Source organism: Rhodocytophaga aerolata (genome assembly GCF_030503435.1).
Taxonomy (GTDB): Bacteria; Bacteroidota; Bacteroidia; order Cytophagales; family 172606-1; genus Rhodocytophaga; species Rhodocytophaga aerolata.
On the sequence record NZ_JAUKPO010000001.1, the window covers coordinates 274962 to 289919 of the forward strand.

Below are 14958 nucleotides of genomic sequence, written 5' to 3' on the forward strand. Positions count from 1 at the left end.
TAAGGGCGTTGTGTAGGTTAGTTTGTCGCTTTTTCGAAAAATAATAAATGCTGTTGTGGTAATACATCTGAAGTGTTTTTTAATTTTAAGCCTACAGCTTCCATTTCTTTGGCGGCCTGGGCTATAGTCATTTTGTGGCGTGGGCGAATGGGCACATCCGGATCTTCGGCCCGGTATTCTACCAGAGCTACCCGGCCACCAGGCTTTAGTGACTTTGCTATTGCTTGCATCATTTCTCTGGGATGCGAAAACTCATGGTAAGCGTCTACAAACAAAACAAGGTCTACACTAGCAGGCGGAAGGTTTGGATCTTGAATTGTGCCTAATACGGCTTCTACATTTGTGGCCTTTTGTTTGGCCTTATTTGTATTCAGGTAGTCAATCATTTCCTGTTGAATGTCTACGGCCATAACTTTGCCTTGCGGAACCAATGGGCTGATGCGGAAAGTAAAATAGCCAGTGCCTGCCCCAATATCAGCTACTACATCTGTGGATTTTAGTTGCAATGCTTGCAGGAGTACATCTGTCCGCTCTTCTTTTTCACGCCCGGGCCGTTCCAGCCAGCTGGCTCCCTGATGGCCCATGACCTGGGCAATTTCACGGCCCATATAATATTTACCGGTACCATCCGGGCTTTGGGAAGCTTTATACTGGTAAATACTATCTGCCTGGTTAGCCTTACCTTTTTCCGCTCTTTTCTGCGCACAAGCTCCCTGACTGCAAAGAAGCAAGAAGAAAAGAAAAACATGAATAGATTTTACATAGTTGTACATAGTAGCGTAAGCGGTATCCTTTCTAAATTGTTTAGGATCTATCGCAGAATTTGCACCATACCTTTGCGATAGGTGGCAAGTTGCTTTGTAGAGAATTCATAAAAATATATGCCGTTTTGCATGCCTTCTGCCTGCCAGTTTCCTTCATAATTCTGTTTCCGGTATATTTCTCTTCCCCACCGGTTATAAATCACTAATTCATTTTCCGGGTACAGGTGTATATTTTTTATTTCAAATGTATCATTGGTGCCATCTCCATTGGGTGTAAATACATTAGGAATACCTAAGGCGTGCAAAAACTCCAGTGTAGCTGTTGTAGACCATGATTCATAGCCTGTAGTATGTTCAACGGCTTTTATCCGGTAATGGTGTATAAATCCATCCGTTATATCAGCTGATGTATAGGTTAGCACATCTGCTGGCAAGGTTGCCCATACTGTATAATCTGTTTCTTCATCCACACGACGCCATACCTGGTAGACTGCCAGCCTGTTTCCCCATCCTTCATACGCATTCCAGGAAAGGTGGATCTGATTCATGGCTTCTGTTACCGTAGCCGATAAACGGATTGTTTGATGTATCGTACTCTCAACAGGTTCATTGCACATAGTTAAACCAGCCAGTTTATAGGCATAGGGGTTGTTTTCGCTGGTAATTTCTTCATCTACATAGGTAAACAGCGTATCTGTTGGTCGTATGCTTGCTACCTTCATCCAGTTAACTGCTCCTTGCTGACGCCTGTAAATACGAACAGAATCAGTAAAATCAAAAAATCCGGATATTTGCCCTTGCACCTGCACCTGATTATTTTTTTCTGTAGGGATACTAACAAAGTTTAAATTCAATGAAAATGGAGTGGCCTCTACAGTTACTGTTAATGTATCGGATGTCCCATAGCAGCTTGCTTTTGCAGTCCTGTTGTCTTCTTGCAGCCAAAGCTGATGTATGCCTTCACTGTCCCAGTTTACTGTAACCTGAGCTGTACCCTGCCCGGATAGTAGCACACCTCCCTTTATTCCCCAGGTATATAGGGAGCCATTTGTATAAGGCACGTTGTATACTTGCCCATCTTTATTGCTTAAGCAGAGTTGCGTAGCACCCTGGGGTATACCTGGCTTTAATCGCTCGGTTACACGTACCTGAAGTAATGTCTGGCTGGTACAGCCGGCTGCATTGGTAGCTATTACCTCAATAGAAGCATCTACGCGGATTGAATCCCAGTTTACCAGAATACCCTGGGTCCCCTGCCCTGCTAGGATAGTGCCCCTTTGTATATTCCACTTATACGTACTTTCTGGAGTAGCATTCTCCACCTGGTAACTCACACCTTGTGTACCAGGACATACCACCAGATTGCCTATGATTTGAGGTGGGTTAGGCAAAGGGTGCACCGTTACATGTACCACATCAGACCGTGGACAGATTCCATCATTCACAGTAACCTGGTAAGTGAGCACAACTACTGTATCTGTTGGATTTGTGTATTGAAAAGTAGGGTTGGCACTAGTAGCATCTGTCAGAAAGTTGGCAGGCTCCCATCGGTATGTTGTATTGGCTTGAGAAACATTTCCTAGCCGGATACTTTCATTGACACAAAGTATTTTGTCCTCACCTGCTAAAGCCCTGTTGACTGGACTATTATACAATAAATTTGAGGCAAAAGAAGGCAAATAATACGGAGCATCGGTACCCAAAGGTAAGCCTCCGGGTGTATACATACATTCCTCTCCTGGTTGTTCAGGCTTTTCTATGACAGATAATGCTTTGGTATTGGCCCGGGATATATAAATTTTGCCATCGGGAGCCAGTTGTAATCCACCAATATAGGAGCCACTGTTGCTGATAACATTTCTTGAGTTTAGTATAGCATTTTGGTCTCCATTCCGCATGTCGAACTGCAATAAGGTAGAATCCTGACTAAGATAGAGCATTGTTCCATTACTGGAAAATTCGGCTACATGTGCACAACATGAAGCAATTCTCCGGAGGTTAGTAACTTTTCCGGTAAGCTGATCAAAATCGGCAATAACCGTAGCCGATGGGCCAGTTCCTTCATAGCTGAAAACCAATTTATCGGAAGTGGGGGAAAACTTATAACCACCAGAACTACTCATACGAATGGGAGATGAGATAATAGGCGACTCAGAAACACCATTAGCATCAATCCGGTAAGCATATATGCGGTCAGTGGCAATACCTGATACTACACTTTCGTTAGTCTCGCCTACCAGCCAATAAATATCATTGGCACATTTGGCAGATATCGTGAAACTTCCATGAAGATTTTTATAGAGAATTTTATTTTTCTCCAATACGGCTCCTGCTCCGTTGTTAGCTTCCACATCTACTAAAGCATATACCAGGTGCTGATCAATAAAATAATCGCCCACAGCATTTATAAAACCAAGGGTAAAAATGTAGTACTTTCCTGCTTTACCTGGCGCTGGAATAATAATTACCTTTCGTAGCCTTTCGCCCCCAATGTTGGTACCATTCGCCATTACCTGGTTTTGCTTGTTCCATACCGTCTGGCTATCTGTATAGAACAGCAGGTTGCCTTCGTTATCACAGATAGAGGCTAGTTGCTGGCTGAATACCTGCGGTGCCTGCGGATCAATTGTTACCTGGGGAGGGCTCTGGTTGAAATCCACTGTTATTTTGTTACCCAGCAGCCACTTGGTTGTTTCCCGCTGGGCATAAGTACAAGTAAGGCAAAAGAGGCTATAGCAGATAAAGCAACCTATACACTTCATCAGATATATGTAAGTAAGAAGGGTGAGAGCCTCAATACAACTATCAATTCATATTGCGGGTTTCTTTGAAGCTTTTATAACAATCGTTGATGGCTACTACTATTTCGTATTCATTTTGTGCATTCACTACCTGAGCTTCAGAAAGTTTACAATACTTCATGAACTCTTCCAGATCTTTATCTTTTAACCCAGTGACCCGCTGTACAAGCTGTGCATTGAATTTGGAGTCGTATACTTTTTTGCGGGCTTCGGCGCTAAAGAGGCTATTTGCTTTTTTGATTTCCTTTGCTTCCCGGCTTAGTTTATTATAGAAGAAACTGAACGGACCGGAAATAGCTATACCTCCTGTCGGGATAGTATAAATGCCGTCTGCCAGCTTTTGACCTCTTATTTGGGGCAAACCCAACTGTGGCTGGTCAGGTAATTCCAATGCCAGAAAATCCTTTTTGAACCTCTCCTCCGTCGGAATTGCCCGTACATCTACCTCCTGTAACTGATAGGTTTTGGGACTTAACCTAATTTCAACCAAGGGATTAATTGTATTCGTAGAAGCATCCAGTATAAGGGTATGCGTTTCATAGCCAATAGCTGAAAAAAGGATGGTATCTGCCTGGTTCATAGCAATACTAAAGTATCCTTTATCGTCACTGATAGCACCTATTTTACTCTTATTATTCAGAACGTGTACGCCTGGTATGGGAGCAGCATCTTCTTTATTCAGAATATAGCCGGAAAGCTGAATTTTATTGGCAGGCTGTTGCTGGGCATTTACTTGTATAGCGGCAAGGATGAAGAGAATAAATAGAACTGATTGAATGAACAATTTCATATACGTAGGTTTTAAGTTAGGCCAGTAACTGCTGTTTCTGCACATGCCTTTTACAATATACGACAATAATTGCACCAGTGGTGTAGCCAGCCTATAATTTCTGCCAAAGGCTTTAGTTAGCATATCTGTCTGATGCAGAAGTCGAAAGCCCTCACTTGTTGGTAAAACAGTGAGGGCCGTTAAAATTACACAAAGTATGTTTATCTGGAACGGATGATGAACGTAATAGTTCCGGAAGATATAGGTGCGGGTACCGTATTGTCAGCGGTTGGGCTGAAAGTAAGCTTTTCTACCTCTCTTTTATAGAAGGCCACTACTGCCGGACTCACCGTTTTTTCTACAGGCACAACAGAGATTATTCTCCCTTCATCATCTATTTTTACCTGAAATACAATTTTGCCGCTTTCGTCTGAACCATCATTTACGTTTGGCCGGGTATCTGGTGCCCAACCCCGTATATTGTAGGCTGGTCCTGTTCCACCTCCTCCACCACCTGGCGTACCATATAAGGCTTTCGCATCCAGCTTTCCTTCCGGATTCCCTTGATCTCCTACTTTCCCTGTTTTATCACCATTATTGTTGCCAGCTACTTTGTCGCTGGTACCACCTTCTTTTCCACCTGCCCCGTCACTTTTTGTCATTAACGCATCGTTGTTAACGACGGGTTTAGGTGTTTCAGGTTTTTTTTCAGGCTCTGGTTTTTCTTCTGGTTCTGTTTTAGCTATTACTGGCTCAGGTTTTTTCTCTGGCTCTTTTTTTACAACAGGTTCCTCTTTTTTCTTTTCCGGCTTCTTTTCAACCACCACCGGGCTTTCTGTTTCAACCGGTACTACATCTGGTACATCTGGTACATCTGCCTCTGGCAAAGTTTCTGCCGGAGGGGCTGGAGAAGTTTTTACAGGTTCTGGCTGTGAAGCAGGTGGGTTGGGTTTGGCAGCCTCATTTGGCGGATTTGTATTGGCCGGTGCAAGCGACTGTACGTTACCACTTCCAGCTTCATCGGTACCAAAGTTGAGTTCAATGCCATATTCTGGCAGGGGCGGATCGGGAGCACGCCAGGCCATAATGAAGAAAAACAGCAGCAGTAATCCGGCATGCAAAGCTACGCTTATGGCCATGGCTGTTTTTCTCTGCTTTTCTTCTTTTCTATCTGGTGCCATAAAAACTAATTAATGAGTAAATGAGCTTATTCCTTCTTTAACACCACAAAAGCTATTCCGGTTTCGTTGCTATGGAAACCTTAGCTTTTAAAGAAGTGGCTATTCCTCCGATTTTGGTTACATACTTTACCGGAACTGATTCATCTACATGCAGAATAACGGCGCCTTCTTCCCCGCCAGCCAATGCCTGACGCAAATCACTTTCTATACCTGCTTCCGTAGTTTTTTTGTCGTTCACATAAAATTGCAAGTCTTTGGTAACCGTAACGCTCACTTTCTGAATTTCAATATTGGAAGCTTTACTGCTAGGCAAACTTACCGGCAAACCAGAAGGCGTAACGAAAGAAGAGGTGAGCATGAAAAAAATCAGCAACAGAAACACCATGTCTGTCATGGAGGATAAGCTGAAGCTGGGATCTACTTTATTTTTTGATTGAAGCGCCATACCTTAATTTGAACATTAGAGAATTTGAAAATGTAAAAAATGATAGTGTTAGATTAACGAAGAAATTTTCAAATTATCATATTCCCACATTTTCAAATGGATTACCGTACCTTATCGGGTTCCTGAAGCAGGTCTATAAACTCTACCGAAGAATACTCCATACTGAAAATCAGTTTTTGTACACGTGCCACCAGATAATTATACGCCAGATACGCAATAATACCCACAATTAGACCGGCAGCTGTCGTAATCATGGCCTCGTAGATACCTCCGGAGAGTAACTTAGGGCTTACTGTGCCTTCTTCCTGGGCAATGGCAATAAACGCTTGAATCATCCCGGTAACCGTACCCAAGAAACCCACCATCGGAGCAGCACCGGCTACAGTAGCCAGCAACGATAAGTTTTTTTCCAGGTTATAAATCTCTATTTTACCCACATTCTCTATAGAAGCCTCTATATTTTTAAGCGGGCTGCCTATTCTGGATATACCTTTCTCCAGCATGCGGGCAATGGGAGTATCTGTTTGATTGCAAAGCAGCCGGGCACTAACCATATCGCCATTCAGCACCAAACTTTTTACCCGTTCCATCAGTCCGGTGGGTGTTTTGGATGCTTTCTGGATAATTAATAATCTCTCTATAAAGATGTATACAGCAACAATAGAAAGAATAAAAAGAGGAATCATCATGAGTCCTCCGCTTAATGTCAAATCTAACAGTGACACGCCGTTATCGGCTGTAGCTGTACTTAGAGAATCTGTTGTGGTAATCTGTAAAAAATGCATTGTTAATATTTAAAAACCCAAACTGAATTACCATATTCTGCTTTCAACTCTTGTGCCTTTTCTGCAGCAGCATTAAATGTATCAAAATCTGTATAAGATACTTTCATTAAGTTACCAGCCATTTTAGGCATAATAACTCTTGCTCCAGTATTACCTTTCGCTACCAGCTGATTACGTAACTTATAGGCATTCTTTTCTACAGAGAATCCACCAATAATAACATAATACCGGGCTGGTGTACTGGGAGTAGCAACACTTTCGTTGCTTTCAGCAGTTTTTTCAACAATTACCGGGCTCTCGGCGATTTCTTTTTTTGCAGGTTTGCTGATTTCTCTCACTTCCGTAGGAGCAGGCTCTGGTGATGCAGATGCTGTGCTCCATTCTTCAGTTGTTACGTCAGTAGCTGTTGTTGCCTCTGGTTCCGAAGTAGTTACATCTTCAGAAAGGGGTTCAGTAAGTGCAGTGGCTTCCTGGCTTTGTGCTAAAGTAGTATCTGCATATAGGAAAGAATCATCTATGGGTTCTTCTGTAGTAGCTGGTTTTTCTGCCTCAATATTGGTTTTCAAAGCTAGAAAAGGATCGAAACTACTAAGGGCATTGCGGCCATCACCTAAGAACAAGAAGTACCCGGCACCACCGGCAAGCAGCAACAACCCGGGAACAACAATAGCTAACAACAATCTGGTACGCGATCTTCTGGGTTGCTCCGGATAAAAAACTCCCTCTTCTTCGTCGCTGTAGTTTTCATCATGTACCATGGCAGCACGGTCTTTGGTTTTAAATTTATTATGGGTAGCCACCCGTTCAATGGGTTTGTACTCAAGCTTGGGTAACCCAAAGCTGCCACTCAGATAATTGATAGTGGTATCTGGCTCAAACTGTAGCTTCTGCTCATGATTGAGATACAGGGTACCTATTTCATTAAAAACATATTTATCCTTCTGCCCGATTTCCGTTTTTACCTGGTTTATAAAATCACGGATCACCTGTAAGGCATCTTCCCGGCTCATGTTCTCACTGCTGGCAATCTGACTGGTTAACAGGCCGTCGTTAAGCTTCAGCATCTCGTTGAAGGCGATGTGCTTGGAAGGCGGCAAAAAGGTATGAGTTACGGGATGAATTTCGGCACTCACATAATTGGCAATGAACCCGCCAAATTCAGGGATCACTACACAATCATATTCAAATAATAAGTTTTTTATATGTTTCTCCACCATATGATTAGAAGGTATATGTCAAACCGGCAAGTATATTCAAACCTCTGCTTGGATAGTATAAGTACCTCTGGTACTTTGAGGAAAGCAAATTGTTGAAAGACAAAAATGCAGAAAATTTATCAAAGAATAAATAATCGGCCTTGATATTCAGGTCCAGAATGGGATCTAAATCAACGGTTTCATTACTTACGAAATTTTTCGCTTTAATTCCGCCAAGGTAATAGATTTCTGAATTTAAAAACAGTTTATTATTAAAATTATAACTTCCTAACAATGTGGTGGTAAGCAAAGGGCGGTGCCAGGCTTCCTGCTTACTCTGCCGGCCATAGTTAGCAATATCTGCTTTTAAGTTAAGCTTGAATTTTTCCGCATAGGTATAGCTAAGCTCTCCTATAAAGTTCAATACATTGGTAAAATCGCGCTCGTACTGAATATCGAACCTGGAGGTATCGGGGTTACCATTTACAAAGAAGTATAAGTTTTTATAACTGGCGAAGCCAACACGGGTAGCAAAAGCCAGTCCCCCGCCTAAATCACCTTTAATACCTGCATACAAATCCCTTGATTTATTGGTATGGAACAGCGGAATGTTTTGGCCAAGGAACGGATTTTCTTTGACAAACTGGCGTAAGGTAGTCCGCTGCATATCGCCTTCAAATCCGGCAAACAACGTAAAGGCTTCAAACAATACATATTCGCCCTGTAAAGCCGGGTAAACATGCACATTCGACTGGTCAACAGTCGTATCATTTTCATAGACCAGGTTCAGCCCGGCAGTTAAAGTAAGGGCATCTGCTTTGTATTGAACAGCTGGTTTTACCCTAAAAAAATTGCGGGTGATAGCTGCCGAATCAGTACGGCGGGTAAAAAACAGATCGGTGTTGAGCAGCGCAGAGATGTTATCGGTTACTTTATAACTGCCTTTAAACTGGCCGCCTATCTCAAATTCTTTGGCACTATAGGCATCACTTAAATTAAACAGGTTTACGTCCAGCCGGTAATCCAGAGGAGACTTGGTATTGCTATTGACAAAATTGGTTTTTATGGCTATGGTATTGTATACTTGTTTGATATCATCCCGGTCTACTTCTTTACTCTGGTTATAGCCATAATAGTTATACCGTTCACGGGTATATTCGAGGGCTGCGCCTGCCGTAAGGGCATCGGTAAAATACCGTCCATGCACGCCAATCATATTTTCACTGCTACCAGAATTTTGTTTATCTACTGGTCCATAGCCAGAGGCCAGGTGTTTAACACGCAACCCATAGCTATAGTCAGAGTTACGGGTAGAATTAAAATAGCCATCCAGATACGTAGTTAGGTAATTGCCTATACCAGCTTTTATATAATTGCCTGTCAGTTTTTTGGGAGGTTCCACAGGCATTTGCAACACCCGGAACTTAGGATTTAGGTCGGGTAAACGTACGTTCCGGTCTATGTACTGGTAGTCTTGCAGCACCGGATCTGGCTGGCGGACTGGCGCCGTAATTTTTTCAAAGTTCCGGTTTGCTTCGGGGAGTTCTAAAGATTTGTTTTTTTCAATAACAATTTCTGCATCTTCAATTTCACCGCGGTCGTCACGGGTAACCTGCGCAACAGCAGCAGAACTTATGGATAGGGCAACAATAAGTAAACTTACTTTCTTGAATGTATTCATTTTAATGGGAAACCCGGCTATTTCTTTTTAAAAATTTCTTGTGTACACCTTGCGATATACCTGCCTGTTTGGTAGGCAAAGCATATAAAGCCTGCTAACCTACTGGCAGACGTTACCTTTATTTATTTACCTGATCTTCGTCAGAATCATCTTCCTCTGTTTCATCATCTAACAGAAATTCAGAAGTATCAGGCGTGGCTGTTTGCTGTGGTCTGGAGTCTAGTTCCTTTAATTTAGCTTTAGCAGCAGCTACCAGTTCCTGATCCGGCGCATTTTCTATAATAGAATTTAAAGTAGCTTTCGCCTGGAACACTTCATTCAGGGCAGCGTAGTTATCGGCCATCAGTAAAAATCCTTTGCCCCGCCATTTTTCATAGGCTGCAAAATTTTTGTTCAGCTGAAACATTGTTTCTAAGGATTGCTTATACTGCTTCTGTTTGTATTGAGCCTCTCCCATCAGATACTGGGCTTCCGCACCGTTTTCATCTTGTGCTGAATTTAAGGTTTTCAGAAACTCATCTATGGCCCTGTCATAATTCCCTTGTGCATAGGCGGCTTTACCCCGGTACAGCAGGGCTTTATTCTGGGCACTTAGGGTAGCATTGCCAGTATTAACAATCTGATCCGCAAAATACACGACTGAATCGTATTTATTTTGTCCGAAATAGGCATCCATCAAACCCGTCCAGGCAGAAAACTGGTCCCGCTTGTTGCGGGCATTGGCCAGCGATTGCAAGTAAAAGTTCACAGCCTGTGGATAGTTCTTCGCAGTCAATTCCAATTCAGCCATCCGGGAAACGGCTCTGGGTACAAACTGGCTTTTTCTTTCACTCAACACCTGGCCGTAATATTGCCTGGCATTACTCAAGTCATTTAACCGCAAATATGATTCAGCTATATAATATTTCGCATCAAAGCTTAATACATTGCCAGGATACTGGCCCAGATAGGCATTAAAGCTGTCGATGGCTTTCTGGTATTTTTCTGAAAAATAGAGGGTTTTGGCCGCCTCAAATTCAATATTTTCTACAGCATCGTTCTGTGGATTGGCTTTTTTGTATTTAGCCAGATAGGTCCCAAATTCTTCTCCTCTTCCGGCATTCGCCAGTGCTTCCTGTAAACCCAGCAAAGCATCGGTTGAAGTTTTGTGCGCTGTATACTGATTGAGAATTACCTGATAATCGGCTATGGCTTTATCGTAATTTTTTAAATTGCTGTACGATAAGGCTCTCCGTAAATAGGCATAGGGTAATACCGGGCTATTGGGCTGCTTTTCTATCAGGCTGGAATACCCTTGAATGGCCGCTTCATACGAACCTTTTTCAAAATCAGCATCAGCTTTCTGGTAAGAAGCCGTTTCGGCATAGCGGGACTTGGGATGCTGGGATACTACCTGGTCATAGGCTTTTTTAGCATCATCTGGGCGGTTCAGGGCTGTAAGCACAATTCCTTTCTGATACAAGGCATAATCTTTATCCGTTGTATTTTGCGCGATAGCCTGGTCGTAAAAGCGCACAGCCTCGTTGTAGTTTTTCGTTACATAATAGCTGTCTGCCAGGCGCAGTAAGGCATCTGTATAGTTTTGTTTATAAGCCGGCTGGCTGGAAGCCCGGTTTACATATTCCCGGAAGTGTTCCAGGGCTTTGTGATAATCTTTGGTATTGTAATACGCATAGCCAATACCGTAACGGCTCTTCAGATGATACTCCGTAGCTGGTGCTCTAGGTTCGCGGAAAACGGCGGCATATTGATTAATGGCTTCAGGAAATTTTCTGGCGGCTGAGTATGCTTCTCCGCTCCAGAAATAAGCAGCAATTTTCAGATCAGGATCTTCTGGCGTTTTCAGCGAACGGGCAAACATATCTACTGCTTCATCGAAACGTTCGTTATTGAATAATTCTACGCCTCTGTTAAATGTTAGCCGTTGGTAAGCCCGGTTAATGCGCGGCGTTTTCCGCTGAATACTTTCCATGTGGGCAATGGCTTCGGCATAGTTATTTGAATTCAGATACGCCTCACCCAGCAATTCATTTACTTCCGAAATATGTTTGCTGCCAGGATAGGTTTTTGTAAATTCTTTTAAAGCCACAATAGCCTCCGAATTGTTGCCGGCATCGTAACTTACTTTGGCATGGTAAAAGGCGGCATCTTCAGCTATTTCTTTGCTGTATTTTCCTTTCCGGGCTGCATCAAAGGCAGTAATGGCAAAAGGCTTATTTTCCCCTTTCAGGTAAGACAAGCCTAAATGGTACGAAGCATATTGAGATAAGGTATCTTTGGTGGCTGCGGCTACCGGTTTGAAATTATCAATGGCTTTAGGGTAATTACCGGTTTTGTATTGAGAAAAAGCCAGGCGGTAGGCCACATCAGTAGAAGGCCGGGTACGGGTGCCAGCGGCATATTGCTCAAAATACTCGGCTGCTTTGGCATAGTTCCCTTTGCGGTAGTAGGCTTCCCCTGCCAGTAAGGAAATATCTTCGCGGCTACGGATTGTTTTGTCTTTACCTACTTGCTCTACATAGGCAATCAGTTCATCGTACCGCTGCTGCTTGTAATAAATATTGGCAATCATATACGGCACTAAGGGCTTGTATTCTTCGCTGTTTGTTGCTTTGCGCAGATCTATCAGGGCTTCATCATACTTGCCATCCCGGAATTCGATATATCCGGCATAATAACTGGCGGCATATGTGTATTTGTGTTGAGTCCGTTTCAGGGTATTAAATAGCTTGCCTGCCTCGGCAAACTGCTGCTTGCTGAAATGGGCATAGGCTAGCTTAAACTCTACTTCAATCTGCTGTTCACTGTTGAGCCGCTGGGCATTTACTTTTTTAAAATAATCAATGGATTTGTCGTACTTCTTCTGATTGAAATAAAAATTTCCCAGTTCATAATAGGCCACCAGTGCCTTGGGATGGTTAGGATAATCGGCAATAAACCGCTCAATCATCGGTTCGGCATCGGCATTGGACAGGTTCAAAGCACTAATAGCAATATAATACTTGGCCTCTATGGACTTAAGGTCATTTTTACCTAGGTTAATATATTCCTGAAAGGCTTTTTGGGCCGCACTGTATTTTTCCCGGTCCATTAACTCAAGTCCGGTGCGGTAAGCCTGATCATCGGCCGTGTAGGCAAGTGTAGTCTGGGCAGTAGTAGGGGTATGACTGGCTAACAGAAGAAAGGCAATAAAAACAATGCCAAGCCTCAGCGGCTTTATTGTCTGAAGAATCATGAAAAATGGACTATGTGGATTTAGCTATTTAACTCAAAAATAGAAAATAATATTGTAACCGCTACACAAACAGTGAACCAAATCCATGAAATTTAAGGAAGTTACCTGTTAAAAATCACTATATTTTTTGCATATGCTCAGCCTGCTGTAATTGCTTTGGTTTACCGACAGAGAGCATGGGTGTTTTATCTATCTTTTATACCTGTTATAGCTTTTATACCTGGTATATTTTGGTAGGAAAGCCTAACTAACTGGAAGAGATTTGTAGATCAACCATTTGAGTACTGTTAATTATCTAATAGCTTGGCCAGGTTTATAAAAGTCTCGTATGGTCCTTTGGTCACAAAAAGATTTACCACCCCGGCAGGTAAACTTCCTCCCGGATTTAAATCCAGTATATATTCTATGTTGATTTTACCGTCTGCTACTTCTTTCACCTGCCAAATACCTTTTAGCTGTGGTACCCGGATTTTTCCGCTTTTAGCTGGAATGGCTTCTGGCTCGCCTATAGTGGTTATGATTACCTTCTTGTCAGCAGGCGTTTGCTCAATGGTCATGCGAACAGCAGCATCCCGGTTTCTGGCAGGCCAGGGCAAAGCTGTTTCCACATAATACAGCAGTTCTGTAGCAGAAATTTCCTGGATAAGGTAGGCTTGCTTAGTAGCATATACCCACTGTGGTTGCTTTTCCACTTCTTTGAGAATAGAAATAATTTTCTGGCAAGTTCCTTTAAATACGGCTTCTACCTTTACTGACTTCACTGGCGAAGTGCTAGATTCGGCTGTATAAATTTTGATCCCATTTGTCTCCTTTTCCAAATTCCATTGTGCCTGTGCTGAAAAACAACTAAAAGCCAGCAGGCAGATTAAGTAGAATGCTATTTGTAAAGCTTTTTGTCTGGTATACATAGAAGATGGAAAACAGGGAGGCAATAATTAATATCTTTTATAAAGTAACTGCTAGCTAAAGCATTAGTTTATAAGAAACAACACTTTTGGATGGAACGACAGTAGACTTATCGAAAAAAGGCCGGAACGTGTGTGCTAAAAGGTAGCAAAACACATTTCAGGCCTTTTACTTTGCTTGATTCCCAAGTAGGAAACTCCTTTTCTTTTTCTGGAGCTACGTAGCTTACTAAGTCAGCAGCTACTAAATAGTTGGCGTGCCCCCGGTAGCAGGTATAGTAGCTCCGGATATATAGCTAGCATCCTGGGACGCCAGTAACACATAAATAGGAGCCATTTCCACTGGTTGACCGGGCCGCTTCATAGGCGTATACTCACCAAACTTCTGTACCTCTTCGGCAGGCATAGTAGCCGGGATTAGCGGCGTCCAGACTGGCCCTGGAGCCACACAATTTACGCGAATTCCTTTATCTGCCAGGATTTGTGCCAGATTTGCTGTAAAATTCTGTATAGCTCCTTTGGTGGCTGCATAAGCCAATAAAGAAGGGTTTGGCTTATAGGCATTAACAGATGTAGTATTTACAATGGCACTTCCCGGTTTCATATGTGGCTCTGCTGCTTTACACAGGTAAAACATAGAATAAATATTGGTGCGGAACGTATAATCCCACTCCTCGCTAGGAATCTCCTGTAACGATTGCCGGGCCATCTGAAAAGCCGCATTGTTCACCAGAATATCTATTCCTCCCAGTTCTTCTACTGCCCGCCTGATAATTTCCTGGCAATGTTGCTCCTCACTTATATCTCCTGAAACCAGTACAGCTTTTCGCCCGGCTTCTTCTACATAACTGGCGGTAGTTTTAGCATCCTGCTCTTCATTCAGGTAAGCTATTAACACATCAGCGCCTTCCCTGGCAAAAGCAATGGCTACCGCCCGGCCAATCCCAGAATCGCCACCAGTAATAATGGCTTTTTTGCCTGCCAGCTTCCCTGAACCTTTATATGATTCTTCTCCATGATCAGCTTTGGGCTGCATAGCCTCATCCGTTCCCGGTACCGGTTGTTTTTGTTCCGGGAAGGGAGGCTGCTGGTATTTTTGCTGCGGATCTGGATTAGCCTGTGGTTTATTCTCTTTGGACTGTGGCATAAATAAAAGATTTAAACTTATATAGGAATCACTTCTCCAGAGTCACTGA

At 42.9% G+C, this 14958-nt stretch carries 11 protein-coding genes; all 11 read right to left on the reverse strand.

Annotation, left to right across the window (positions count from 1 at the left end):
• Positions 1-17: 17 nt before the first annotated feature.
• A complete protein-coding gene (locus tag Q0590_RS01105; RefSeq protein ID WP_302035625.1) occupies positions 18-773 on the reverse strand; it encodes a class I SAM-dependent methyltransferase in 756 nt (251 codons plus the stop codon).
• A 38-nt stretch (positions 774-811) separates the two neighbouring features.
• Positions 812-3424 carry a T9SS type B sorting domain-containing protein gene (locus Q0590_RS01110; protein WP_302035626.1) on the reverse strand — a complete coding sequence of 871 codons (2613 nt, stop codon included), beginning with the start codon at positions 3422-3424 and terminating at the stop codon, positions 812-814.
• Positions 3425-3569: 145 nt separating this feature from the next.
• Positions 3570-4355 (reverse strand): carboxypeptidase-like regulatory domain-containing protein, encoded by a 786-nt coding sequence (locus tag Q0590_RS01115; RefSeq protein ID WP_302035627.1) that lies wholly within the window; start codon positions 4353-4355, stop codon positions 3570-3572.
• A 200-nt stretch (positions 4356-4555) separates the two neighbouring features.
• Positions 4556-5515, reverse strand: coding sequence for a hypothetical protein (locus Q0590_RS01120; protein WP_302035628.1), 960 nt, complete (start codon positions 5513-5515; stop codon positions 4556-4558).
• 52 nt (positions 5516-5567) lie between these two features.
• Positions 5568-5960 carry an ExbD/TolR family protein gene (locus Q0590_RS01125; protein WP_302035629.1) on the reverse strand — a complete coding sequence of 131 codons (393 nt, stop codon included), beginning with the start codon at positions 5958-5960 and terminating at the stop codon, positions 5568-5570.
• Positions 5961-6061: 101 nt separating this feature from the next.
• Positions 6062-6745 carry a MotA/TolQ/ExbB proton channel family protein gene (locus Q0590_RS01130; RefSeq protein WP_302035630.1) on the reverse strand — a complete coding sequence of 228 codons (684 nt, stop codon included), beginning with the start codon at positions 6743-6745 and terminating at the stop codon, positions 6062-6064.
• A gap of 2 nt (positions 6746-6747) precedes the next feature.
• Positions 6748-7962, reverse strand: a complete 1215-nt coding sequence (locus Q0590_RS01135) for an HU domain-containing protein (RefSeq protein ID WP_302035631.1) — start codon at positions 7960-7962, stop codon at positions 6748-6750.
• A gap of 4 nt (positions 7963-7966) precedes the next feature.
• A complete protein-coding gene (locus Q0590_RS01140) occupies positions 7967-9622 on the reverse strand; it encodes a TonB-dependent receptor (RefSeq protein ID WP_302035632.1) in 1656 nt (551 codons plus the stop codon).
• A 118-nt stretch (positions 9623-9740) separates the two neighbouring features.
• Positions 9741-12857, reverse strand: coding sequence for a tetratricopeptide repeat protein (locus Q0590_RS01145; protein WP_302035633.1), 3117 nt, complete (start codon positions 12855-12857; stop codon positions 9741-9743).
• A gap of 287 nt (positions 12858-13144) precedes the next feature.
• Positions 13145-13765: an START domain-containing protein gene (locus tag Q0590_RS01150; protein ID WP_302035634.1), complete on the reverse strand. Its 621-nt coding sequence runs from the start codon at positions 13763-13765 to the stop codon at positions 13145-13147.
• 241 nt (positions 13766-14006) lie between these two features.
• Positions 14007-14909: an SDR family oxidoreductase gene (locus tag Q0590_RS01155; protein ID WP_302035635.1), complete on the reverse strand. Its 903-nt coding sequence runs from the start codon at positions 14907-14909 to the stop codon at positions 14007-14009.
• Positions 14910-14958 lie beyond the last annotated feature (49 nt).